This is a genomic window from Colwellia sp., from assembly GCF_013215345.1.
Lineage (GTDB): Bacteria > Pseudomonadota > Gammaproteobacteria > Enterobacterales > Alteromonadaceae > Colwellia.
Map to the genome: position 1 here is coordinate 14447 of NZ_JABSOV010000020.1, position 21879 is coordinate 36325.

General features: G+C 39.7%; 18 protein-coding genes and 1 pseudogene. 8 read left to right on the forward strand and 11 right to left on the reverse strand.

Annotated elements, in window-relative coordinates:
* Positions 1–518: 518 nt before the first annotated feature.
* Positions 519–1292 (forward strand): annotated as a pseudogene (locus tag HRT50_RS04355) (transposase).
* Positions 1293–1507: 215 nt separating this feature from the next.
* Here the strand turns inward: HRT50_RS04355 and HRT50_RS04360 are convergent.
* From HRT50_RS04360 to HRT50_RS04375, 4 genes are read right to left on the reverse strand one after another with little or no spacing between them, the layout of a single operon-like run.
* Positions 1508–1939 carry a hypothetical protein gene (locus HRT50_RS04360; protein ID WP_291611716.1) on the reverse strand — a complete coding sequence of 144 codons (432 nt, stop codon included), beginning with the start codon at positions 1937–1939 and terminating at the stop codon, positions 1508–1510.
* Positions 1940–1948: 9 nt separating this feature from the next.
* Positions 1949–3316 carry an AarF/ABC1/UbiB kinase family protein gene (locus HRT50_RS04365; RefSeq protein WP_291611718.1) on the reverse strand — a complete coding sequence of 456 codons (1368 nt, stop codon included), beginning with the start codon at positions 3314–3316 and terminating at the stop codon, positions 1949–1951.
* Positions 3317–3318: 2 nt separating this feature from the next.
* Complete coding sequence (locus HRT50_RS04370) at positions 3319–3705, reverse strand: DUF6463 family protein (protein WP_291611720.1); 387 nt, start codon at positions 3703–3705, stop codon at positions 3319–3321.
* A 47-nt stretch (positions 3706–3752) separates the two neighbouring features.
* Positions 3753–4472, reverse strand: coding sequence for a TetR/AcrR family transcriptional regulator (locus tag HRT50_RS04375; protein ID WP_291611722.1), 720 nt, complete (start codon positions 4470–4472; stop codon positions 3753–3755).
* A 423-nt stretch (positions 4473–4895) separates the two neighbouring features.
* Between HRT50_RS04375 and HRT50_RS04380 the strand changes: the two genes are divergently transcribed.
* Positions 4896–5267 carry an RNA-binding S4 domain-containing protein gene (locus HRT50_RS04380; RefSeq protein ID WP_291611723.1) on the forward strand — a complete coding sequence of 124 codons (372 nt, stop codon included), beginning with the start codon at positions 4896–4898 and terminating at the stop codon, positions 5265–5267.
* Positions 5268–5512: 245 nt separating this feature from the next.
* Here HRT50_RS04380 and HRT50_RS04385 read toward each other — a convergent pair whose 3' ends face one another.
* From HRT50_RS04385 to HRT50_RS04395, 3 genes are all read right to left on the reverse strand, one after another.
* Positions 5513–6925: a sodium:alanine symporter family protein gene (locus HRT50_RS04385; protein ID WP_291611725.1), complete on the reverse strand. Its 1413-nt coding sequence runs from the start codon at positions 6923–6925 to the stop codon at positions 5513–5515.
* Positions 6926–7203: 278 nt separating this feature from the next.
* A complete protein-coding gene (locus HRT50_RS04390; protein WP_291611727.1) occupies positions 7204–8508 on the reverse strand; it encodes an inosine/guanosine kinase in 1305 nt (434 codons plus the stop codon).
* A gap of 397 nt (positions 8509–8905) precedes the next feature.
* Complete coding sequence (locus HRT50_RS04395; RefSeq protein ID WP_291611729.1) at positions 8906–9913, reverse strand: LacI family DNA-binding transcriptional regulator; 1008 nt, start codon at positions 9911–9913, stop codon at positions 8906–8908.
* A gap of 163 nt (positions 9914–10076) precedes the next feature.
* Here HRT50_RS04395 and HRT50_RS04400 point away from each other — a divergent pair, with 163 nt between their 5' ends.
* The 4 genes from HRT50_RS04400 to HRT50_RS04415 all read left to right on the forward strand — a co-directional run bounded on the left by HRT50_RS04400 (position 10077) and on the right by HRT50_RS04415 (position 15196).
* Positions 10077–11120, forward strand: a complete 1044-nt coding sequence (locus HRT50_RS04400) for a UDP-glucose--hexose-1-phosphate uridylyltransferase (protein WP_291611731.1) — start codon at positions 10077–10079, stop codon at positions 11118–11120.
* Complete coding sequence (galK, locus tag HRT50_RS04405; protein WP_291611733.1) at positions 11120–12331, forward strand: galactokinase; 1212 nt, start codon at positions 11120–11122, stop codon at positions 12329–12331. The genes HRT50_RS04400 and galK overlap by 1 nt, the downstream gene beginning before the upstream one ends.
* A gap of 90 nt (positions 12332–12421) precedes the next feature.
* The gene (locus HRT50_RS04410) at positions 12422–13996 is read left to right on the forward strand and encodes a sodium/sugar symporter (protein ID WP_291611735.1); all 1575 of its coding nucleotides are present in this window, start codon (positions 12422–12424) and stop codon (positions 13994–13996) included.
* A gap of 174 nt (positions 13997–14170) precedes the next feature.
* Entirely contained in the window at positions 14171–15196 is a 1026-nt protein-coding gene (locus tag HRT50_RS04415; protein WP_291611737.1) for an aldose epimerase family protein, read from the forward strand.
* Positions 15197–15541: 345 nt separating this feature from the next.
* Here the strand turns inward: HRT50_RS04415 and HRT50_RS04420 are convergent, their stop codons facing one another.
* Complete coding sequence (locus HRT50_RS04420; protein WP_291611739.1) at positions 15542–15934, reverse strand: heme-binding protein; 393 nt, start codon at positions 15932–15934, stop codon at positions 15542–15544.
* 229 nt (positions 15935–16163) lie between these two features.
* Between HRT50_RS04420 and HRT50_RS04425 the strand changes: the two genes are divergently transcribed.
* The gene (locus HRT50_RS04425; RefSeq protein WP_291611741.1) at positions 16164–17501 is read left to right on the forward strand and encodes a DEAD/DEAH box helicase; all 1338 of its coding nucleotides are present in this window, start codon (positions 16164–16166) and stop codon (positions 17499–17501) included.
* Between the two features lie 252 nt (positions 17502–17753).
* On the opposite strand, the gene HRT50_RS04430 is transcribed toward HRT50_RS04425, so the two are convergent.
* The gene (locus HRT50_RS04430; RefSeq protein ID WP_291611744.1) at positions 17754–18614 is read right to left on the reverse strand and encodes a DMT family transporter; all 861 of its coding nucleotides are present in this window, start codon (positions 18612–18614) and stop codon (positions 17754–17756) included.
* A 112-nt stretch (positions 18615–18726) separates the two neighbouring features.
* On the opposite strand from HRT50_RS04430, the gene HRT50_RS04435 reads away from it, so the two are divergent.
* Positions 18727–19620 (forward strand): LysR substrate-binding domain-containing protein, encoded by an 894-nt coding sequence (locus HRT50_RS04435; protein ID WP_291611746.1) that lies wholly within the window; start codon positions 18727–18729, stop codon positions 19618–19620.
* A gap of 97 nt (positions 19621–19717) precedes the next feature.
* On the opposite strand, the gene HRT50_RS04440 is transcribed toward HRT50_RS04435, so the two are convergent.
* Positions 19718–20944, reverse strand: coding sequence for an HD-GYP domain-containing protein (locus tag HRT50_RS04440; RefSeq protein WP_291611748.1), 1227 nt, complete (start codon positions 20942–20944; stop codon positions 19718–19720).
* A gap of 253 nt (positions 20945–21197) precedes the next feature.
* On the reverse strand, positions 21198–21860 hold the full coding sequence (locus tag HRT50_RS04445; RefSeq protein WP_291611750.1) for a TorF family putative porin: 663 nt from the start codon (positions 21858–21860) through the stop codon (positions 21198–21200).
* Between the last annotated feature and the right edge of the window lie 19 nt (positions 21861–21879).

Here is a 21879-nt window from a genome sequence, read left to right on the forward strand (position 1 = left end):
CATTTAGCCCATTAATATGGGTATTACACAAAGGAGTATTTTTTGAAAATACTAATGTTAGCATCATTATTCGTTATGTCTGGGTGCACGTATTCAGGTTTCACAGGCTCATTAGATCAGCAAGATTGTTCTCAAGTAAAAAGAGATTGTATCAGTGGCGTTTATAGTGAATGGTTTGAGAGTAACAATGAACTAGCATGTACTTGCTCGTAACAATCACGCATTAATTAGAATTAACGAGGACAGTCTCTCAAAGTTGAAGAATATAAACCTCTGAACTAGGGTTAATACATAATCATAATTTGAGAGTTTTTGTTACGACAACTGCAAGAAAGCAATTAATTAGCTTAACAGACACTGCCTATTATCACTGTATTTCTCGCTGTGTTCGTAGGGCCTTTTTTTGCGGTGCAGATAAAAACACAGGGAAAAATTTTGACCATAGGCGAGGGTGGGTAGAAGATAAAACACTCAGTCTAAGCCAAGTGTTCGCTATTGATGTATGCGCTTACGCTGTTATGAGTAATCACACGCATATAGTGGTTTTTGTTGATGAGACTACCGCGAAAGCGTGGACAACTAGTGAAGTATTACAACGTTGGCATCAGTTATTCAAAGGTACATTCATAACACAGCAGTATTGTCGAGGAGAAGAAATCCCTGATTACCTTATGGCTTCTTTGCTCGAAACGGTTGAAGTGTATCGCAATCGCTTAATGGATATTAGCTGGTTTATGCGCCTACTCAACCACAGCATTGCCACATAAGCCAACCTTGAAGATAAATGCACAGGTCATTTTTGGGAAGGGCGTTTTAAATCACAAGCCTTGTTAGATGAAGCCGCACTTGCTGCCTGTATGGCGTATGTTGACTTAAACCCTGTTAGAGCTAATGTAGCTAAAACCCCTGAAAGCTCAGGGTACACTAGCGTAAAACAATGGGTAATATCCGCTAAAAAGGCTAAAAAGCCAAAAATCCTACTGCCTTTTGTAGGTAACCCACGCCAAGCAATGCCAAAAGGCTTACCGTTTGAGCTTGAAGACTATCTTGAATTAATTGAACTAACAGCTGGTTGTCTGCGTGAAGGAAAAGTTGGATATATTGAAGGAAATCAACTTGCTTTACTTAATCGCTTGAATATAAACCCTGAGAATTGGTTAACCTTGACCAAAGATTTCAGAAAGCTTTTTCATGGTGCTGTAGGTCACAGTGATGTATTAACTGATTACTGTGAACATAAAGGTTTAAGGCGGCGAACCAATGTTAGTTGCAGTGATAAACTTTTGGCGTAACGACTCAACACTAATCATCCTCTTACTTTAATAACAACACATCAAGCCGGATGTTTTTGTCATGTATATAAATAGCATTTCTGCTATTTATATACAAATTTGGTAAACACTGTTCGAACTCAGGGGTTATTAGCAATCATTGAGCTTCTTTTGAGTGGCTATTTTGCTTTAAGGGGGTATAAGCGAGTGTCCTAGTTAATACCTTTGTTTGGTGTCTACAAGCTAGCCCATTGCTGCTTTACACCAATAAGGTGAACAACGCCAAAAGTTAGACAAATAGCAGAGCTCCAAAGCCAAAATTCGTTACTGTTACCAATAGCAGTCGGTACAGAGGTAGCTGCTATGAAAATACCACCGATACCACGTAGTAAATAAACGGCAGTAATGGTTATAAGGGCTAATCGCATTAATGGCAGCTTTATTATTAATCCGGCAGCAGAAAAAGCAAAAAGTGACCAAATAGCCAAAACAATCACAATACCTGCAGTGATCATTGTTGGTTTTAAACTGCCTTGCTCGGCCAGCTTTGCCATGTGTTCACCTGCGCCAAAAAATCGATACCAAGATGCACCAAAATAGATGCAACCTATATGTAATAAGGAGGCAAGGGCACTTAATATGCCGGCAGTAATTAAATATCTATTCACAATTCCTCCTTATTTAACTGTTATAAATCTTGAATAATCGGTATTAATGTTGGCGCCAATTTGCGTTAATAAGTTCATTAAACCTAAGTGAGCTCGGTCAAAGCAGGGCTGTTCGCTATACATGCCCGATAGAAACTTTACCGCAGTACCACTGACATTATCGGGTTTTCCTGGACACGGTGTTTTAGTGGTAAAGTCGAATGTTTTGCTAACATATGCTTGACCTAACCATTGGCCATAACGCTGTATGTCTGGGAATATTTTAGACTCGAAGGTATTAAAATCAACACTGTGGTCTATAAATTTTAGCGCTTGATAACTGGCAAACAGTGCGGATTTATTTTTGTTAAAAATATAACTATCAACAATTTTTGGCATCATAGCGGTAAAGCCATCAACAAAGTCATCACTTAAGTTACGTACGCAGCCAAAGTCTAAAACGCCGAGTTGTTCATCGGTTAATACTAAGAAGTTACCCGGGTGAGGGTCTGCGTGTATTTTTTTCAGTGTTAAGGCGCTATACCAAAAAAAATCAAATAGCTTTTGCCCTAATTCATTCCTCTGTTGCTGACTTGGCTGGTTTTCTAGCCATTTATCTATGTGTTGCCCGGTTAACATTTCCATTGATAATACTCTCGCCGAAGATAGCGCGTGTTTAACCTTTGGAATAACAATGCCGTTTAGCTTCATATGGTGCTGAAACCAAGTTAGGTTATTGGCTTCAATCTCATAGTTTATCTCTTCAGATAGTCTATTTTTAATTTCGGCCAATATAAGTGTGAACACTTGTTGTTTTGGCATTTTTTTGGTGGTTTTAGCTAATAACCAAAACAGTTTTTCTAGCATTTTTAGGTCGCTGTCTATGGTTGCGCCTATGCCGGGATATTGAACTTTTACGGCTAATACTTCATCGTTAAACGACAACGCTCGATGAACTTGACCTATGCTTGCCGCTGAAAAAGCCTGACTATCAAATTCTTTAAAGAGCTGTTTGGGCGTATTGCCTAGCTCTTGAACCATTTGTTTTCTAACCAGCGCTCTATTTATAGGGGGTACTTCATGACAAGCTGACTTTAGTTTGTTACGAATGGTTTCTGGCAGAATGTCGGTTTCCATACTTAATAGCTGAGATAACTTAATTGCTGTGCCTCTAAGCTGACTTAATACGGTAAAAACGAGCTCTCCTATTTGCTCTTCATGTTGCTGCTGAGATTGCTCATTACTTTTAGCTGGTGAATTTTTAGCGTCAGTGCTTTTAGCTGAAAATGCTTTTCGTACTTTATAACCAGCGTGTTTTAAGCCTATTTTTGCTACCGCTGCGCCGGTAATAGCACTACGTGATAACTTTGAGGTAGGTACTTTTTTTGAAGTAAGCATAACTAAGCCGCTGCGGTTTGGTTTTTGTTTTGATTCTGTTTTTTTCTGTGTTGCATTATCAAACTTATTAATGGCGGAAACATAAGCCAAAAACCGGATTCAGGCATGATGGTAATACCAACAAGGGTTAACAATAAAAGGTTGAGTGATACTGAAAGTGGTACTAGGTGGTTATTTACTGAATCAAAATGTTTTATTAATAATCCTGTAATGAAGAGTACTTGCCCGAATAAGAAAAACCATACTGCTGCCGCTGAGCGGTCAGTGGTTAAGCTATTAATAATGCCGTTATCATACAGTGAGCTATATTCAGCTGCGAACATAATAACTGCAAATAACGTGTGACATGCTGATACCGCGATAATCCAATTACCTTGCCAATTTTTCATAATATATCCTTATTAAATTGTTAAATAGAGTGAACCCTGATTAGCGTTTACAGCCCAAATGATTTATTCATGACTAATTTATTTAAGAAACCGCTGCCCATAAAGCGGAATAGGTGTGCTTTTACAAAAAAGCTAACCAGATCAGTTGCTTTAGAGACAATGCCGCTTCTTAATATTTCTACGCCAAGGTTGAGCGACATATCTACCATTTGTGTGGTATTGCTGAATTCTTCTGAGTCATCGTTAACCCAATACAAAAGTACTGCTAATAAGTAGTCATTAGCGAGTTTTGCTGTGGCATCGGTAAAAGGGGATTGAGCAATTTCGCCTGCTTGCTCTGCTTCGTTAAGTAAGTTACGAATAAGATCAACAAACTCTTCTCTTACGGGGGCAACGTCTTTAAATAAAATGCTCGGTGATTGCATTATCATGTTGATGCTATCGCAGACAAACTCTCGGTTGGGCAAGAAGTTATTCAAGTAGATATCGATGAGTAACTGCAGTTTTTCTTGTAAAGAGTACTCAGATAGATCGTCTTCAGCTAAAAACTGCTGAGTTGTTTCTGTGGCTATTAAGCCGTAATAGCCGTAAATCAGTTTGTCTTTATTGGCGAAGTATTTATAGATAGTTGCATCACCAATGCCAGCTTCTCTGGCGATTTGCTTCATACTGGTGGCTTCAAAGCCATTTTCACTAAATAGATCAACTGCTGTGTTGATTATTTTTAGTCTGATCTCTGCTTGCTGTTGCTTAGATAATCTCGCCATAAGACACTCTCTATCGTTTAATCGATTGTTTTAAGTGTTTATATGATAGAGCGTATCGTTATTTATTCCAAGTATTGATTTACTTTAATCTGCTATTTTAAATTTATACTGATTTTATGTTATTTTTTGCTGCATACAAGCTGACTTCTGGATTCCCGATCAGCCATTTCGGGAATGACGGTGTGCGACACTTCGGGAATGATGGCTGATGAGTTTATGCACAACAACCACAACTTAGTCGTCATCTTCGAGTGTCTGATCGAAGATCCATGTTTTTTCAATAAAGGAAAAAAAGAAAAGGGGACAGCCATACATTGGCTAATAATTAACATGGACAGTTGGTTTACTATTAGTTTTATTCAATAACCGTTATATATGTTAGAATTTAACAATATTATTATTTAAAATTATTAGGCGTATTTCATGTCTGAACACTCAATTTTCGACATTTGTGTTGAACCTATAGAACTTTGTAAATTAATCAAAATTGCCAAAATGGTTGGCGGTGACGGCGAAGCTAAAACCATGATCACTGAAGGTAAGGTTCTAGTAAATAATGAAGTTTCAGTTCAAAAGCGTAAAAAAATTCGCCACGGCGATATTATCGAATATAACGGTCAAATTATTGAGGTCGCTTATAATCCCAGCAAAAAATCAGCAGAGTTTATTAGTACAGTAGTTTCAGTCAGTAAAAAATCAAAAAAGAAAAAAATAGCTTACAACAAAGCTAAAAGTAAAGCGCGGGCACTTTCATCAAAAAAGGTTACTGAACCATCAATCGAACGCTCGAAATAAAGTCTATTTCACTTTAATTATTCGTTTTTTATTCGTTAAGTTTTACAGTAATTTAAAGTTAATCGCGGGGGAATTCTTTTCCCCGTTTACTCTGACCTTATTTGTTTTCCGTTCTCTTATAACTGCATTTCTCTTTATTGAAAACCGAAAACCTAACAGTAAAAAGCTAGCCACTATTAGGTGAGAGTAGCTTTTATTTTAGCTGCTGTTATTCGGCACTGTTATTAGTGACTAGCGCTAACGAGTTACTGCCAAATACCAGGTTCAGTCTTACCCTTTAATTCGGGAAAATCATCTGCAACAAAATTTGGTTCAATACCTGCCTTGCGCTGTGCTTTGTAGTGCTTAATTACCTTTATGGCAATATTTGATAGCAGTAACAACGCGATGAGGTTTACTAAGGCCATCAGCCCCATAGAAGCATCCGCAAGCGCCCAAACAACATCGATTTTTGCTACGGCGCCAAACATCACCATGGCCACGACACACAAACGAAACAGGGGTAAATATTTGCGCTTGTTGTTGGCTAGGAACAAAATATTGGTTTCCGCATAACTGTAATTTGCAATAATGGAAGTGAAGCAAAATAGGATTATTGAACCGGCGATGAATGCACCACCCCAAGCGCCAACGTGAAAGTCTAAGGCGGCAATGGTGATAGCAATACCATCGGCATTACTACCGGTATCACCCGCAAGCAGAATTATCGCGGCTGTTGCAGTACAAATGACTAAGGTGTCGACAAAAACGCCAAACATTTGAATGAAACCCTGTGAAGCAGGATGATTTGGATTAGGTGTCGCACTTGCTGCTATATTTGCTGCGCTACCCATGCCGGCTTCGTTAGAGAATAAACCACGAGCTATGCCCGCTTTCATTGCTTGGGCAATGGCAAAAGCAACAGCGCCGCTTGCTGCTTCTTGCCAACCAAAGGCACTTTTGATGATTAAGCTAAATACAGCGGGTAATTTTTCAATATTCATCAAGACGACGATAAAGGCTACAAGTAAATACGCCAAGGCCATAATAGGTACTAAAACCTCAGACACTTTAGCAACTTTCTTGATGCCACCCATGATCACTAAACCACTGGCTATCGAGATGACAATGCCAACCAGTGTGGCATCAAAGTCAAACACCGCACTCATAGCACCGGTAATGGTATTGGCTTGTACTGCATTAAATACTAGGCCAAAGGCAATAATTAGTAGTACGGCGAACAACATGCCCATCCACTTTTTCCCTAAGCCTTTATGCATGTAATAAGAGGGGCCACCACGAAATTGTCCTTCTTCATCTTTTACTTTATAGACTTGAGCAAGGGTTGATTCGATCATTGATGTTGCCATGCCTAAGAAGGCAATAAGCCACATCCAAAAAATGGCACCGGGGCCACCTGTGGTTAATGCGACGGCAACACCCGCCATATTACCTGCGCCAACACGGGCAGCCATACTGGTACAAAATACTTGGAATGAAGATAAGCCGTCTTTAGCGCCATGACGACTGATTTTCATCAGGCTCATTGCATGACCAAGGTGAGATATTTGAATAAAACCTAAACGTAGGGTGAAAAAGATACCTGCACCGACTAATCCGTAGATAAGTACCGTATCCCATAAAAGCGAATTAATTAAATTGATTAGTGTTTCTAACATAGACTGCTCATATTTCAGGTGAATAATTGGCGTGAATTAATAATAACTCAGGGCTTTGCTAATATAGCCACTATATCGAATGTAGCCGCTATAGCTGGTGTCGCAGGTAATACCGCTGAGTCAGGGCCAAAATTTTTCGCAACTCTACGCTATTATGCCTACTTAGTGTAGTAACACTTTGTCGTTACTATTTAGATTCGCTCATTACATCAGCTAATTTTGGGGGAGGGCTTTGTAAGCTAGCAGTCAAAGCCCTTACTGAAAGGGTAAATGTTTGGCTATAACGCCCAGTATGCATGCTCTAGGCTATCTTCTCGCTCAGGTAAACCGCGTGATAATCGAGGTGAGTGCTGAACCAATACTTCAAAGCTTACACGGTTAGCATATTTGCTGATTTGTGATAACGATGAGTAAGTCATTGCTGGCTGGGAATGTTTACTGGAATCTTGAACATTCATTTTATGATAAACATTTGCGCTTAAGTCATGTAATACAGCGGCAAGGGCAGCATCGCCCGCACCATTGGTATTTTTAATATTATCTGGTCCACCCATATATGGCGCAGTGTGGGTATATATTTTTATCGGATTTTCACAATCCTTTAATAACATTGGTCGTGAAAACTCATAGCGATTAAAATCGGCTATACCACCTGGCAGTAGTGGGTAGTCAGTGACTCTTTTATGTTCGTCATCGACATAACCCGCCATAAATAAACCTTCTGGTCCGGCAGTACAAATAACTAAATCAACCCAGTCTAAACAAGCGTCAGCTGCTTTTAATGGATCATCAATACCTGTTATTGCCTCAGCTTCATCTTCATTCATGGCAAGAATATTGACATGATCTTTGACAAACTTTTGCCAAAACTCAGGCTCTTTTTCAATAAGAAACTTGGTACCTAGCGTTAAAACTACTGGCACACCGGCCTTATTGGCACACTCTACTGCTTTAAAGGTAGCTTGTGTCATGCTATCGCCTTCTTCAGTACGCATTAAATACGAACTAATAACCAAAGCAGCGGCATTACTAATTAAGGATTCATCAATCGATTCAGGTTTTAGCTTATTTATCAAACCGGCATTAATGGCGAAGGTTCTTTCACCGCTATCATCAATTAAGGTAAAACAACGGCCGATTGGGCCATCTACCGGTTGTAAATAGTTTAAATCAACACGAGAAGAAGTATTGCTGACAAAGCGATATGCGTAGTCGCCCACTTGAATGTTTTCTGACATCACCCCTAATAACACCGATCTGTCATCGGCAAGCACAGAGTAATTATGCATAGTATTACCTATGGTACCGCCAGCAAACTCATAGTTGATCAATTGCTCGTTTTTTAAACGTTGGTATAAACGATGCGTAACTTCATCGGGAATTACTTGCGACATACCCCGTTTAAGGGAAAACTCAGTTAAGAACTCATCATCAACTTTGGCTTCAATATCAACAAGGATTTGATCAATACCCACAATATAACTGCGCGCTAATTTAGGCTCTGAACTAACTTTATTGGTGAGTGGGGTCTTATTCTCAACTGGAAAATAATGTTTATGTTGACGACGGCCTGGAAATTTCATTGCGATATTATTCATGAGTTCGGGAAGGGAAATTATAACTTAACAAGCTAACCAACTACCAATAAAAACAGCTAAATTTCGATATTACCGCTCAGCTAGGCTAACAAGGCGAAGTTTTAAGCATAACTAAGGAGCAGGTTGGCTTAGCTCTGGCATGGGTTGCTTAAGTTTCCAGCGGATATTTATTGACTGACTACCTTCGTAAGTTAAACACCTTCACAGAATAATGACTTTTTAGTCAATGTACTCTCAATCTAGGCCATCTTAATATGCTTTTTGGGGTAGCGAAGATGTATTTTAGTTGGGTTTTAGCCGCTTGGCACTCAGTATTTTGATAGACAATATGCTAAGTGAAAAGCGAAATTATACGGCTATATTTACGTCTTATATGAGACGGTTATGATTTAAAACTGGTCGACTCCCGTTTAACAAGTCTAGGAATGTATTTATAGTTAGTTGAATTATTCGCTGCTACTTGTTTGGCTATTAACTCAAGGCCGATGTTGGCGGCTTGCATGGCCATTTCTTCAATAGGATAGTTGAGCGTAGTCAATTTTGGTCTTGAATAGCTTGAAAGTAAGACATCATCAAAACCGAGTACTGAAATATCTGATGGTACTTTATAACCATTGTCTTCTAGGGTCGAAATTGCTCCTATTGCCATGGCATCGTTATAAACAAACAAGGCAGAAAAACGCTTGCCTGAGGCCAGTAGTTTTTGCGTAGCCATTTCACCACCTTGCAGGGTCGGTTCGCCATATTCGATAAGATCTTCTGCAATATCGACTCCAGCTAAGGCTAGTTCGTTTTGAAAGCCTTGTAGGCGGAGTAGCGGATCGTCTATTTGATGTTTACTGGAAATACAGGCAAAGCTTTGATGATTTAATGCCAGTAGGTGACGCGCGGCGATTTTACCGCCCTCGAGATTATCTAACCAAACACAGCGCTGTGCTATTTCTTCAATATAACGGTCAATAAGTACTAAGCCAGGGACTTTACTCGCCAATTCAATTAAGACATGGTCCGATAGTTTTTTGCTATGTACCACCATCACATCACATCGCCTTTCAATCAATAGATTGATGGCCTGAATTTCTGTTTCTGCACTTACCAATCCGGTACTTAATAATAATTGCCTATTGTTTTGCCGGGCTACTTGCTCAACACCGTGAGCTAATGAAGCAAAAAAGGGGTCGATTAGCGCGGGAATAACGACACCTAAGATTGTGCTCTTTTGCGTGACTAAAGCACGTGCATTGGCATTAGGGCTGTAGTTTAAGTCGTTCATGACCTTAGTTACATTCTCAATTGTCTTTTTACTGACTTTAGGGCCATTGTTTAATACGCGAGAAACGGATGCCACTGAAACACCAGCGAGACGTGCTACGTCTTTTATTGTTGCCATAGGGTAAATGTTTACATTATTGAGTTTAGTTAAATACCCAGTGAATATACACTAATCAATGGTCAGCCATCAAGATTAGCCTTATTAAAGTAAGTTCTTGCACAAAAAAGGGTAAACGTTTACCCTTTGTTTTTTAGTTTAAATAATTCACCGTAAAAATATTATGACTATCGAATTTGATCCTACCGAACATCCTCATAGAAGATATAACCCACTTATTGACGAATGGGTATTGGTTTCTCCTCACCGAGCAAAGCGACCTTGGCAGGGGCAGGTAGAGCAAGTTGATGAGCCGCAAAAGTCTGCCTATGACAAAGACTGTTTTTTATGTGCTGGTAATACTCGCATAAACGGTGAAGTAAACGATGACTATAAAGATACTTTTGTTTTTACTAATGATTTTGCTGCGATAAAGCAAGACACGCCAATAGTGAGCAGTGATGACCCATTATTTAAAATGGCAACAGAGCAAGGCGAAAGTCGTGTTATCTGTTTTTCAGCGGATCATAGCAAAACCATACCTGAGCTATCGGTTAATGAAATTTCTTGCGTGGTAAATACTTGGCAAAGTCAATGTGAAGAATTAGGCAGAAACTATACCTCGGTGCAAGTCTTTGAAAATAAAGGCAGTGTTATGGGCTGCTCAAATCCACATCCCCATGGGCAAGTTTGGGCGCAACAGCAAATACCGACCTTGGTAATGAAAAAGCAAAAGGCGCAGCAGGCTTATTTTCAGCAACATGGCAGTAATTTATTGCAAGACTATGTTGTTAGAGAGCTCAAAAATAAAGAACGTATTGTGGTAATAAATGATGACTGGTTAGTGGTGGTGCCGTATTGGGCTGCTTGGCCATTTGAAACTTTAGTGTTACCACGCTTTGCTGTGTCACGTATTACTGAGCTTAATGAATCACAAAAGTTATCACTCGCGGATATCCTCAAGAAAATCACCATCAAGTATGACAATTTATTTAATTGCTCTTTCCCTTATTCAATGGGCTGGCACGGGGCACCTTTTGATAATCAACAACATGATGAATGGACTTTGCATGCTAGCTTTTTTCCGCCACTGTTAAGGTCTGCCACTGTGCGTAAATTTATGGTCGGATATGAAATGATGGCAGAAGCACAGCGCGACCTTACCGCCGAGCAAGCTGCACAAAGGTTGCGTGATTTGTCTGATGTTCATTATAAGGAGCAAAGTTAATGCCAAAAAATGTGCTTAAACATGCGCCTCAAAGTGTTTTGGAATCCCAAGATGATGAGCAACAAGCATTTGCCCAGCAATTATTGGTCAAGAAATTATTTGTAGCGCAATTTCAAAGCGCTGTTGAGCTAGTTTGCCATGCGCCAGGTCGAGTTAATTTAATTGGCGATCATACCGATTACAATGACGGTTTTGTCCTGCCGGCGGCGATTAATTTCGGAACGACTATTGCGGCATCGAGGCGTGAAGACAAGATAGTAAAAGTGTATGCCCATGATTGTGACCAACAAATCAATGAGTTTAGCCTTGATGATATTAGCTTTGATCAACAAATGATGTGGAGCAATTATGTTAGAGGTACGTTACAAGCGCTAATGAAGAAATACCCTGAAATTAAAGGGGCTAATTTAGTGGTTACCGGTAATGTTCCGCAAGGTGCTGGTTTAAGCTCTTCTGCCAGTTTTGAGATTGCCATCTTAAAAGCCTTTACCCAGCTTTACCACTTGGACTTAAATGGCATCAATGCCGCGCTCATTGGCCAGCAAGCAGAGAATGATTTTGTTGGTTGTAACTGCGGCATTATGGATCAACTTATCTCGGCCATGGGACAGCAAGGTCATGCCATGCTACTAGATTGTAAAGATTTGTCCTTTGAAGAGGCAGCGATTCCTGATGATTTAACACTGTTTATTGTTAATTCTAATGTAAAGCGTGGCTTGGTTGATAGTGAATACAACTTAAGACGTCAGCAATGTGAGCAAGTGGCTAATCATTTTGGTAAATCGGCTTTACGGGAAGTGACCATGGCGCAGCTTAATACTGCTAAAGAGCAACTTGAGCCAGTATTATTTAAGCGTGCTCGACATGTGATTAGTGAGAATGAACGGGCACTTAACACTTTGAAAGCATTGAACAGCAATGATATGGCGGCAATTAGTTTGGCGATGAAAGAGTCTCATATTTCTTTGCGTGATGACTTTGAAGTCACAACTAAGGAAATAGATGGCCTAGTCGACATCATCGGCAGTGTCTTAGGTATTGATGGCGGTGTTCGAATGACCGGTGGCGGCTTTGGCGGCTGTGTGGTCGCTTTAGTGCCTAATCATTTAGTGGCTAAGGTAACGGGTGTTATCAATAGTAAATATCAGCAAGCATTTGGCTTGAGTCCAAGCATATATCACTGCAGTGCCTCACAAGGTGCGTTTAGATAACTTGCAGCAGTGATTTTTGGCTTAAGAGAGCAGCAGGCTTAAATGAACAATGAACTCAAAAAAATAATATAACAATAAGGTGAACAAGCGATGGAATTTACAAATAAATTGGGGACCATAGATAGCACAATCTTTATTGTCTATGTTATAGGGTTGCTGTGTCTAGCCTTGTGGATTTCTCGTAGTGAGAAAAAAGAAGGTGCAAATACCGAAGATTACTTTTTAGCCAGTAAATCATTACCTTGGTGGGCAATTGGAGCTTCATTAATTGCTGCCAATATTTCTGCTGAGCAAATTATTGGTATGTCTGGCTCGGGTTACGCCATTGGTTTAGCCATAGCCTCTTATGAGTGGATGGCCGCGATTACCTTAGTATTAGTGGGTAAATATATGTTGCCTATTTTCTTGGAAAATAAAATATTCACTATGCCACAATACCTTGAACAACGCTTTGATAACAAAGTAAAAACCACCATGGCTATATTTTGGCTGGCGGTTTATACCTTTGTTAACTTAACTGCAGTGTTATGGCTAGGTGGTATGGCCATTGAAACGGTTGCTGGCGTCGATTGGATGTTCGGCATGATATTTTTAGCCGTTTTTTCAGTGGCTTACTCTTTATACGGTGGCCTTAAAGCCGTCGCTTTTACCGACATATTACAAGTAGTGTTATTAGTGTTTGGCGGCCTATTGCTCAGCTATTTAGCTTTAGATGCCGTTTCAGATGGCCAAGGTGTTTTAGCCGGTTTTGGTATTCTTACTGAACAAATGCCTGAGCATTTTGACATGATCTTAAGTCCGGAAAATGAACATTATATGAGCCTGCCTGGCATCTCGGTATTACTTGGTGGTATGTGGGTAATGAATTTTAGTTATTGGGGCTTTAACCAGTATATTATTCAGCGCGCTTTAGCGGCTAAAGATCTTAAAGAAGCACAAAAAGGTATCGCTTTTGCTGCTTATCTTAAATTGTTAATGCCAGTTATTGTGGTATTGCCAGGTATTGCCGCAGTGGTACTTTATCCGACACTAACCACACCAGATCAAGCTTATCCATCAATGATGGCAATGTTGCCTGTTGGCATTAAAGGTTTAGTCTTTGCAGCTTTAGTCGCGGCTATCGTATCTTCACTGGCCTCAATGACTAATAGTATTTCGACCATCTTTACCATGGATATTTATAGCCAGTTTAAGCCGAACGAAAGCCAACGTCACTATGTACATATTGGCCGTATTGCTGCGTTAGTTTCACTGTGTATTGCTTTACTTGTTGCTCAGCCACTATTGGGTAAGTTTGACCAAGCGTTCCAATATATCCAAGAATTTACTGGCTTCTTTACTCCTGGCATAGTGGTGATATTTGTTATGGGTATGTTCTGGAAACGCGCTACTTCAATGGGCGCATTATCAGCAGCCTTGGGTTCAGCGGTATTTTCGCTAGTGCTTAAGTTTGCTTGGCCTGAATTGCCCTTTATGGACCGAGTTGGCTTAGTATTTTTATTGTGTTTAGCGCTTTGTTACTTAGTCTCTAAGGCGGGTAAGCCCAATACTAGTGATAGCAGTGTGAGTTTAGAGCAAGTGAGCTTTGCAACGGCTAAGTCATTTAATGTCGCTGCCGTAGGTGTCGTTCTTATCCTTACCGCTTTATACGCCACTTGGTGGTAAGGAAAGTAGTTCTTTAAGCAGTAAGTAAATGAAGGTTAATTGCCAGCTATTGCTAATACAATTAATAAGCAATTGACCTTTGCTATTTTCAATGGAGACAAACATGCAAGTACAAGTTATCAATAGACCTTTACGGTTTGAACTCTCTCATCAAAGTGTTGAGGGGGTAATTTAATGGTTCAATTGGTTACAGAGCTGGAATCAATAGAGCACCAATCAACAGAGTTGCAATCAATCATACTCACCAATGACTATGGCATGTCAGTTGAAATCATTAATTTTGGTGCTCGAATTAAGTCAATTAAATTTCCTGTAAACGGTGTGCCAACAGAAATGATATTGGGTTATGCAGCACCACAAGAGTATATAGATGATGAGTTTTATTTAGGTGCGACCTGCGGCAGAGTCTGCAATCGTATTGCTGGCGGCAAGTTTGAACTTGCTGGTCGTCAATATCAGTTAGCCTTAAATGATGGTGAAAACTGTTTACACGGCGGGCCGGATAATATCTCTTTACGTTATTGGCAAGTATGTAAGCGAACACTAACTAATAGTTCGGTTACTTTATCTCTCGTTTCCCCAAACGGTGACCAAGGTTTTCCTGGAAACCTTGAGTTGACTGTTAGTTATCAATTAAACGCGGATAATAAACTAAGCATACAATACTCGGCCAATACTGACTTAGCTACACCTGTTAATTTGACCAACCATGCTTATTTTAATTTGGGTGAAAAAGACTGCCAATCACTCTATTTACAAATGATGTCATCGGCAATTCTTGAAACTGACGCGGCTAATATACCCACAGGTAAAGTCCTATCAGTAGCAGAGACCGATTATAATTTTAGAGAGCCGGTTTCTATCGGCTATCGACAGCAGCTTACTGAAGATAAATCGCTGCAAGAAAAAAATGGTTTTGACCACTGTTTTATTTTGGATAATAGCCCTGACGAGCAGCCGAAAGCAATTCTTACTTCGCTAGAAAACCAAGTTAGCTTGTCTGTTTATACCAACCAAGCGGCAATACAGCTTTATACTGGTTATTATTTAACTGGCCAGTTCAGCGCCTACCAAGGGCTGTGCCTAGAAGCACAGAATTATACCGATGCGGATAACAACAAGCACTTTCCCAGTAATATCTTAAAGCCAAACCAACAATATAACCGAAAAATAAGTTATAAATTTGAGTCGATAAATTAGTTGAATACTTGGCTGCTAAATCTGATGTAAGCTATTATGCCTAAATGATGGATACTGCTGTTGACTAGATCTAGGGAAGACAAGTCTTCCATGGGCACTATTAAGTTTAACTAGAATATTAAAAGGCCGATACCTTAAGTATCGGCCTTTTTGCGTTATAGCTTTACTGAGCCATTGAATATAGAAAAGCATTGCTCATAAATGAGTACCTGTTCTTTAATTCGCTATTCTTGCTTCATTAGCTGTTCAGCAGAAGGCTTAACTTTAACAGCACTGTCCACTTTTATAATAGGGATGAGTGCGGCAATCTTATTTTTGTTAGCTAATGTAAGTATCCTACGTACTTCAGACTTCAGCTATTGACGCTTGCGCTACGGCAAGATCATTTTCAATGGTTGATCCTGAAACACCAACAGCGGCAATTATTTCACCGTGAGCATTGTTAATTGGCAGGCCACCAGCAAAGGTTATTAAGCCGTTATTAGATTGTTCTATCTGATATAGGGCGCCACCGGGTTGTGATTTTTCTCCCAGTAAATGACATGGCTTAGCAAATAAAGCCGACGTTTTTGCTTTTTTCATCGCGATATCTATTGCCCCAAGTAGTGCGCCATCCATACGTTTAAAGTTAATCAAATAACCCGCACTATCAACAATCGCGATGTTAACCATAATATTAAGCTGCTCAGCCTTGTTTATTGCCTTATTTATAACGTATTCGGTTTGTTCTAGTGTCAAAGTCTTCATTGTTTGTGTCAGTAGTAAAAAAACAATATGTATATTGTATTCACTTATGTGAGGTATTTATATAATCTTTTGCTAAAGGTACAGCAATATTAAGCGGTTAATAACATTACGGCGTAGTTTGATCACTGCCAGAGCATAGTTTTATCGATTTCACTAACTGAGGAGAACATAAATACGCTAAAATAGGAGCTATTATTTTATCTTTGAGCCCTTTACGTCAATGACCTCTGAATTAACGACCTCTTCCACAACGCCTGCCAACACTTTTGCTGAGCTGGGCCTGATTTCACCCTTATTAGCTCGATTAACTGAGCTGGAATATCAGCAGCCAACGCCCATTCAAGCGCAGGCTATTCCAAGTGTATTAGCGGGACGTGATTTAATTGGCGGGGCAAATACCGGCTCAGGTAAAACTGCTACTTTTGCCTTACCACTGTTGCAGCAGCTTTCTAAGCAACCAGGTGTAGTAAAATCATCAGCGAGTAAAGGCACTCATAGCAGTAAGGGGAACTATGTTGCGGGCCTGATTTTAGTACCTACCCGTGAGTTAGCTAAGCAAGTTGCCGACAGCATTAAATCTTATGCGGTGCATTTTAACGGCGCAATTAAAACTGTCGCTGTTTTTGGTGGTGTTTCAGTTAATACACAAATGCTGGCATTACGTGGCGGCACCGATATTTTAGTAGCGACGCCGGGTCGATTACTCGATTTAATTTCAAGTAATGCCATTAAGCTCGATAGAGTGCAAACCTTAGTGCTTGATGAAGCTGACCGTATGTTAAGCCTAGGCTTTACTGAAGAGCTAGCTGCGTTGTTGGCGTTGTTGCCAAAGAAAAAGCAAACCTTATTATTTTCCGCAACCTTTCCTGAGCAAGTACAGACATTAACTCAAGAATTGCTTAACAATCCTGTTGAAATACAATTACAAAGTGCTGACAGCAGTACCTTAGTACAACGTGTTTTTACCGTTAATAAAGGCGAAAAAACAGCGCTGTTAGAGCACTTAATCAAGCAACATAAATGGCGACAAACACTTGTTTTTGTTAATGCCAGAAACCATTGTGAGCATTTAGCTGAAAAACTCGCTAAACGTGATATCACTGCAGAAGTGTTTCATGGGGATAAAGGCCAGGGCGAACGTACTCGTGTACTTGAAGGCTTTAAAGCTGGCGAGATCGACGTGTTAATTGCCACTGATATTGCTGCTCGTGGTTTAGACATTGAAAAACTACCTGTGGTAATCAATTTTAACTTACCGAGAAGCCCATCAGACTACATGCATCGTATTGGTCGAAGTGGTCGTGCTGGTGAAGTGGGCTTAGCAATATCGCTTATCGATTACGAAGATTATCATCATTTCAAAGTCATCGAGAAGAAGAATAAAATTCGCCTTGAACGTGAACAAGTAGAGGGTTTTGAAGTCGATGAAGAGATCACTGCAGAACTTTTAGAAGCAATGAAACCGGTAGCCGCACCTGAAGGCTCCGGCAAGAAAAAACGCAAAAAGAAAAAGTCAGTAAATGCCGATATCTGGGCTGGATATACTAAACCAGAATAATTTCCTTCATATTGACTAATTTCGCGATTTAAGCGGTTTTTAAGCTAATCATATTTAGCTTAAAAACCGTTTTTTTATGGCACTTAGTGGGCGGTAACTTTTGATACCATGCCTTCGAGACTACACATTCAATACTATCCTTCAACACGACACCTTTAACATATCACCTTCGACACGACCCCTTTATAATACCGAACGTTAGGCTTAATAGCTTATGTTGAACACTTTAGCTTCTACATCTTTGCTAAGCTTTTATGCTGCGATACGTTTATTACGTGCTTCTACTTTTGCTAACCAGATTAGTGGTGCAATGATAAGGATGGTGCCGACTAACATGGTTAAATCGGGCACTTCATCAAACCAAATAACACCTACTGCGACAGCACATAACAAACCACTGTATTCAGCGCTGGCAATTTTACTGACTTGACCAGAGCGGTAAGCAATAATACAAATACCCGCATAAATTAAAATAAAGCTGCTTGATCCCGCTGCAGTAATCATAGGGGCAAAGTCCCAAGGTTTTCCTTCCCAAACCGCCAGTGAAAATGCGACTGGAATACCCACTATATTTGTCATCATTAATGTTTGAAATACATTTTGCTTTTTGGGTAGCTTTCTAATTAATAAGTTATTAATCGCCATAGTGATCGCAACAATAAATGCCGCTATTGCTGCCCAATCAATGTAAGTTGGTCTGATCACTACTAATACGCCAATGAAACCTAAAATAGCGACAGTTATCGCCTGCTTTGACAGTTGCTCTTTGAAAATAATCAAAGCGAATGGCAGCATTAATAAAGGCGCGGCATAAAAAATAGCGTTTGCGGTTGCTAATGGCATGGCACTGATGGCAAATACCATAAAAATAGCACCAAGCAACCAAATATGACCACGTAGAATATGCCATTTTAAGCCAGGTAATAGTGGTGCTCTAGTGGCAAAAAAACATAACGGTAATAAGATGGCAACGGCGCTAATTTGACGAAATAAGACAAATTGATAAACGGCAACATCTTGCGATAAGGTTTTGATTAAGGCATCAGAAAATACCGCAATTAAGTTACCTATTACCAATAAGGTCATAGCGGTTCCGACAGATAATTTTGGCATTGTGATGCTCCTCTTTCTAAATAACAAATAACGATTAATGAAGCAGATCATATGGCAAAGCTATGTATTATGTATAATGATTAAAATACATTTACTATTAGCTGAGTTAATAATGAAATTACCACCATTACGTGCGTTACAGTGTTTTGAGGCGGTAGCCCGACTTAACAGCTTTTCAAAAGCCGCAGATCAACTTAATGTCACGCAAAGTGCGGTAAGCCACCAAGTTAAATTATTAGAAGAATACTTAGGTGAGCAGATGTTTAGTCGCCACGGTCGCTCGTTTGTCTTGAGTGAAGTTGGAGAGCGTTATTTTGAAGAGATCAGCCATTCATTAAGTAATGTGGCTAATGCTAGTCAGCTAATTAGGGAAGGGCAGTCGGGTAAAATACGTTTGGCTTTGTATAGCTCGGTTGCGGTTAAGTGGCTTATTCCTCGCTTAGACGATTTACGCCAACAGTATCCTGAAATTGAACTATCACTCAATATGATGGCTGATGAGCCTAAGTGCAGCGATCAAGTCGCAGATTGCTTTATTACAGTTGCTCCGCCAAAAAATAATTTTGTCGTGGAGTTTTTATATGCAGAGCGTTTGTATCCCGTCTGCGGCAATAAAATATGGCAGAAAATAAAAGATAAACCCTTGCCTGAAGCTATGTGGCAATATCCGCTATTGTCAGTGCAAAATTTATTTCCTGGAGCAGAGCTCGGCGAAGATTGGCGTCAATGGTGTCGACATGGCGGCTATGAATTACCAAAAACCGCGACAATGAATCATTTTAGCCATATGTTACTCGCTGCCGAAGCCGCACGTTATGATCAAGGCATTACCTTGATGAATCATTATTTGATGTCTGATCAAGACCGACAACAAAACTTTGTGCGTATTCCCTTGCATGAAGTGCATACCGGCGATAATTTCTATTTTGTCTATAAAAAGTCACGTGCCAAACAAGCTGATATTGTTAAGTTGGGTCGTTGGTTGAAGCAGCAATGTTTAGAGTAAAAATAAATCAGGCGGATTGATCGCAATTAACATTAGCAAGACACGCAGTGCGGAATATTTTTGCTGGTATGGTTGTAAATTATAGCCAAGATGTTTATCAATTATGAAAAGCCGCTTTGAAGAAACGCAGTAAATTAATATTGAACTCGCCAGGTTTAATACAGCAATCAATCTGATCTTTATGCTTAGTTTGGCTAAGGTCTAACTCTTCCATGGCAATAGCTTGATTAAGTCTAGTGTTATAAAACACGCGGACAAACGGTAGTAATGGCTGGCTTTTATTTAAACGACTTATCAGGCCAAGCTTGCCACTGGTTAGTTTTACTAATGTTCCTATTGGGTAGATGCCAAGGCAGTTTACAAATTGTTCAACCAAGGTATTATCATAACTATCTGGTGCATCTTTCATTAAAATTTTAAAAGCTTTGATTGGATGCATACCGACTTTATAAACTCGTTCTGCCGTCATAGCATCATAACTATCAACAATGGCTATCATACGTCCTACTTGGCTGATTTGTTGTTCAGTTAGTTGTTTTGGATAGCCTTTACCATCAAGTCGCTCATGATGTTGCTGTACTACCTCTATTACGAGTTCTGGTAAGTCTGGACTTTCTTTTAGTACCTCTAAACCTAAGTCAACATGGCTTTTCATCACTTCATACTCTTGAGGTGTGAGTTTGCCTGGTTTGTGTAATATTTCTGGCGGCACTAATACCTTACCGATATCATGCAAAAAGGCTCCGAGAGCCAGATTTTCAATAATCTCACGGTCAAAGGCTAAATGTTTAGCAAATAAAGTCATTAAGATGGAAACATTGAGCGAATGTTCTACTAAGTATTCATCTTTAATGCGTAGGCGTGTCATGCAAGCTAAGGCATCTTGATTTCGAAATATGGAGTCGACAATGGCATCGGTAGACTCTTTAGCTTCTAATACATTAATGGTTTTGTGTTCGGTAAGGCTGTTAAGAATTTTATGCTGTAGGCTTTTGGCGTCATCATAGAGTTTACTAGCCTTGGTCATCTCTTGATCTAATGAAATCCCGTTAGTGGATTTTTTAGCCTTGGTTGGCGCTATTTTTCCCTTAATTTCGGGCAGGATTTTATCTGTTTTTTCTGCTTTTTTTTGCCTACTGGGGTCTACGGTTAAGTGAGTAATCCCCGCCTTAATCAGTTTTTGGATATTTTCTTTAGAACTTATATAGCCTTCAGATTTTACGTTGACTGATTTACCTTTGGTGCGCACAGACAAAACATACATGCCAGGCTCAAGTTGATTAACGGTTATTTTCTGGTTAGAGGACTCTTCATTTTTGCTCATAAGGTTTTGCTCATAAGGTTTTGCTCATAAGAAGTAGCTCACATCAGTAGTTTAACCATTAAAGTTGCAGCTAAACTAAACGAAAAATAGCAAGCAGTATAAGAGAACTTTACTTGCGTTTTTTTATTAAAATAGTATCCGTAAAAGTAAAAAGGGCGGCCTTGTTGATATCCTACCCTACTTAAACTTATCATAGTTTGCTTAGTCAAAATCTAGCGGTACTCTTTTATGGTGTAAATTTTGTGGCAGTGGCTTATAAATCGATATCAATGCCATAGGAGATGAATACTCTCATGTCATCATCGGATAAGTCGGTTTTACTGACGCCAAAGGTAAAGCCAGACTTACTTAAACTGGCACTATAATCGATAAAACTTTCACCCGCGTAAAATTCATCAGTACCAGTGCCAATGTGTAAGGTCAGGCCAATCTCAGATGCCAATTCAAAACTTACATCACCCGATATATAGGAATCATCGGCAAAATCAGCACCTTCAGCCTCGGCGAGTACCGCATAACTTAACGAAAAAACGCTATAAGATAAGCTGGCGCTAATTTCACTGAAATCTACGTCATCTCTACTGTCAGGGTAAGCATAATAAATTAACCCAAGGTCATAACCCAAGCCATTTATTTCTCCAGCAAAACCGCCATAGAAGTCCAGTTCATAGCTCATCTCTGGAGCCCAGTCAGCATTAGAAACCCAAGTGCCGGCATAAAAACCTGAGTCTGAGGTATAATCTATACCGCCAGATACGGCTGATTGACCATTGGTTTGCTCTAGACCTCGCCAAAGATAGTTATTGGTTACGGCAACATTGGCAGATAGACCATCAACCGCATAAACGTTACTACTAAATAAAAATGCAGTTAATATTGAACAGCTAAAACATATTGCTAAGAAAGAGTTCTTCATATTTTATCTCCTGAAGCAT

What these genes read in the sequence shown, in the direction of transcription:
- HRT50_RS04365 (WP_291611718.1), bottom strand. Translation starts at nt 3,316, where the DNA reads ATGCTTACTTCAAAAAAAGTACCTACCTCAAAGTTATCACGTAGTGCT.
- HRT50_RS04370 (WP_291611720.1), bottom strand. Translation starts at nt 3,705, where the DNA reads ATGAAAAATTGGCAAGGTAATTGGATTATCGCGGTATCAGCATGTCAC.
- HRT50_RS04375 (WP_291611722.1), bottom strand. Translation starts at nt 4,472, where the DNA reads ATGGCGAGATTATCTAAGCAACAGCAAGCAGAGATCAGACTAAAAATA.
- HRT50_RS04380 (WP_291611723.1), top strand. Translation starts at nt 4,896, where the DNA reads ATGTCTGAACACTCAATTTTCGACATTTGTGTTGAACCTATAGAACTT.
- HRT50_RS04385 (WP_291611725.1), bottom strand. Translation starts at nt 6,925, where the DNA reads ATGTTAGAAACACTAATCAATTTAATTAATTCGCTTTTATGGGATACG.
- HRT50_RS04390 (WP_291611727.1), bottom strand. Translation starts at nt 8,508, where the DNA reads ATGAAATTTCCAGGCCGTCGTCAACATAAACATTATTTTCCAGTTGAG.
- HRT50_RS04395 (WP_291611729.1), bottom strand. Translation starts at nt 9,913, where the DNA reads ATGGCAACAATAAAAGACGTAGCACGTCTCGCTGGTGTTTCAGTGGCA.
- HRT50_RS04400 (WP_291611731.1), top strand. Translation starts at nt 10,077, where the DNA reads ATGACTATCGAATTTGATCCTACCGAACATCCTCATAGAAGATATAAC.
- galK (WP_291611733.1), top strand. Translation starts at nt 11,120, where the DNA reads ATGCCAAAAAATGTGCTTAAACATGCGCCTCAAAGTGTTTTGGAATCC.
- HRT50_RS04410 (WP_291611735.1), top strand. Translation starts at nt 12,422, where the DNA reads ATGGAATTTACAAATAAATTGGGGACCATAGATAGCACAATCTTTATT.
- HRT50_RS04415 (WP_291611737.1), top strand. Translation starts at nt 14,171, where the DNA reads ATGGTTCAATTGGTTACAGAGCTGGAATCAATAGAGCACCAATCAACA.
- HRT50_RS04425 (WP_291611741.1), top strand. Translation starts at nt 16,164, where the DNA reads ATGACCTCTGAATTAACGACCTCTTCCACAACGCCTGCCAACACTTTT.
- HRT50_RS04430 (WP_291611744.1), bottom strand. Translation starts at nt 18,614, where the DNA reads ATGCCAAAATTATCTGTCGGAACCGCTATGACCTTATTGGTAATAGGT.
- HRT50_RS04435 (WP_291611746.1), top strand. Translation starts at nt 18,727, where the DNA reads ATGAAATTACCACCATTACGTGCGTTACAGTGTTTTGAGGCGGTAGCC.
- HRT50_RS04440 (WP_291611748.1), bottom strand. Translation starts at nt 20,944, where the DNA reads ATGAGCAAAAATGAAGAGTCCTCTAACCAGAAAATAACCGTTAATCAA.
- HRT50_RS04445 (WP_291611750.1), bottom strand. Translation starts at nt 21,860, where the DNA reads ATGAAGAACTCTTTCTTAGCAATATGTTTTAGCTGTTCAATATTAACT.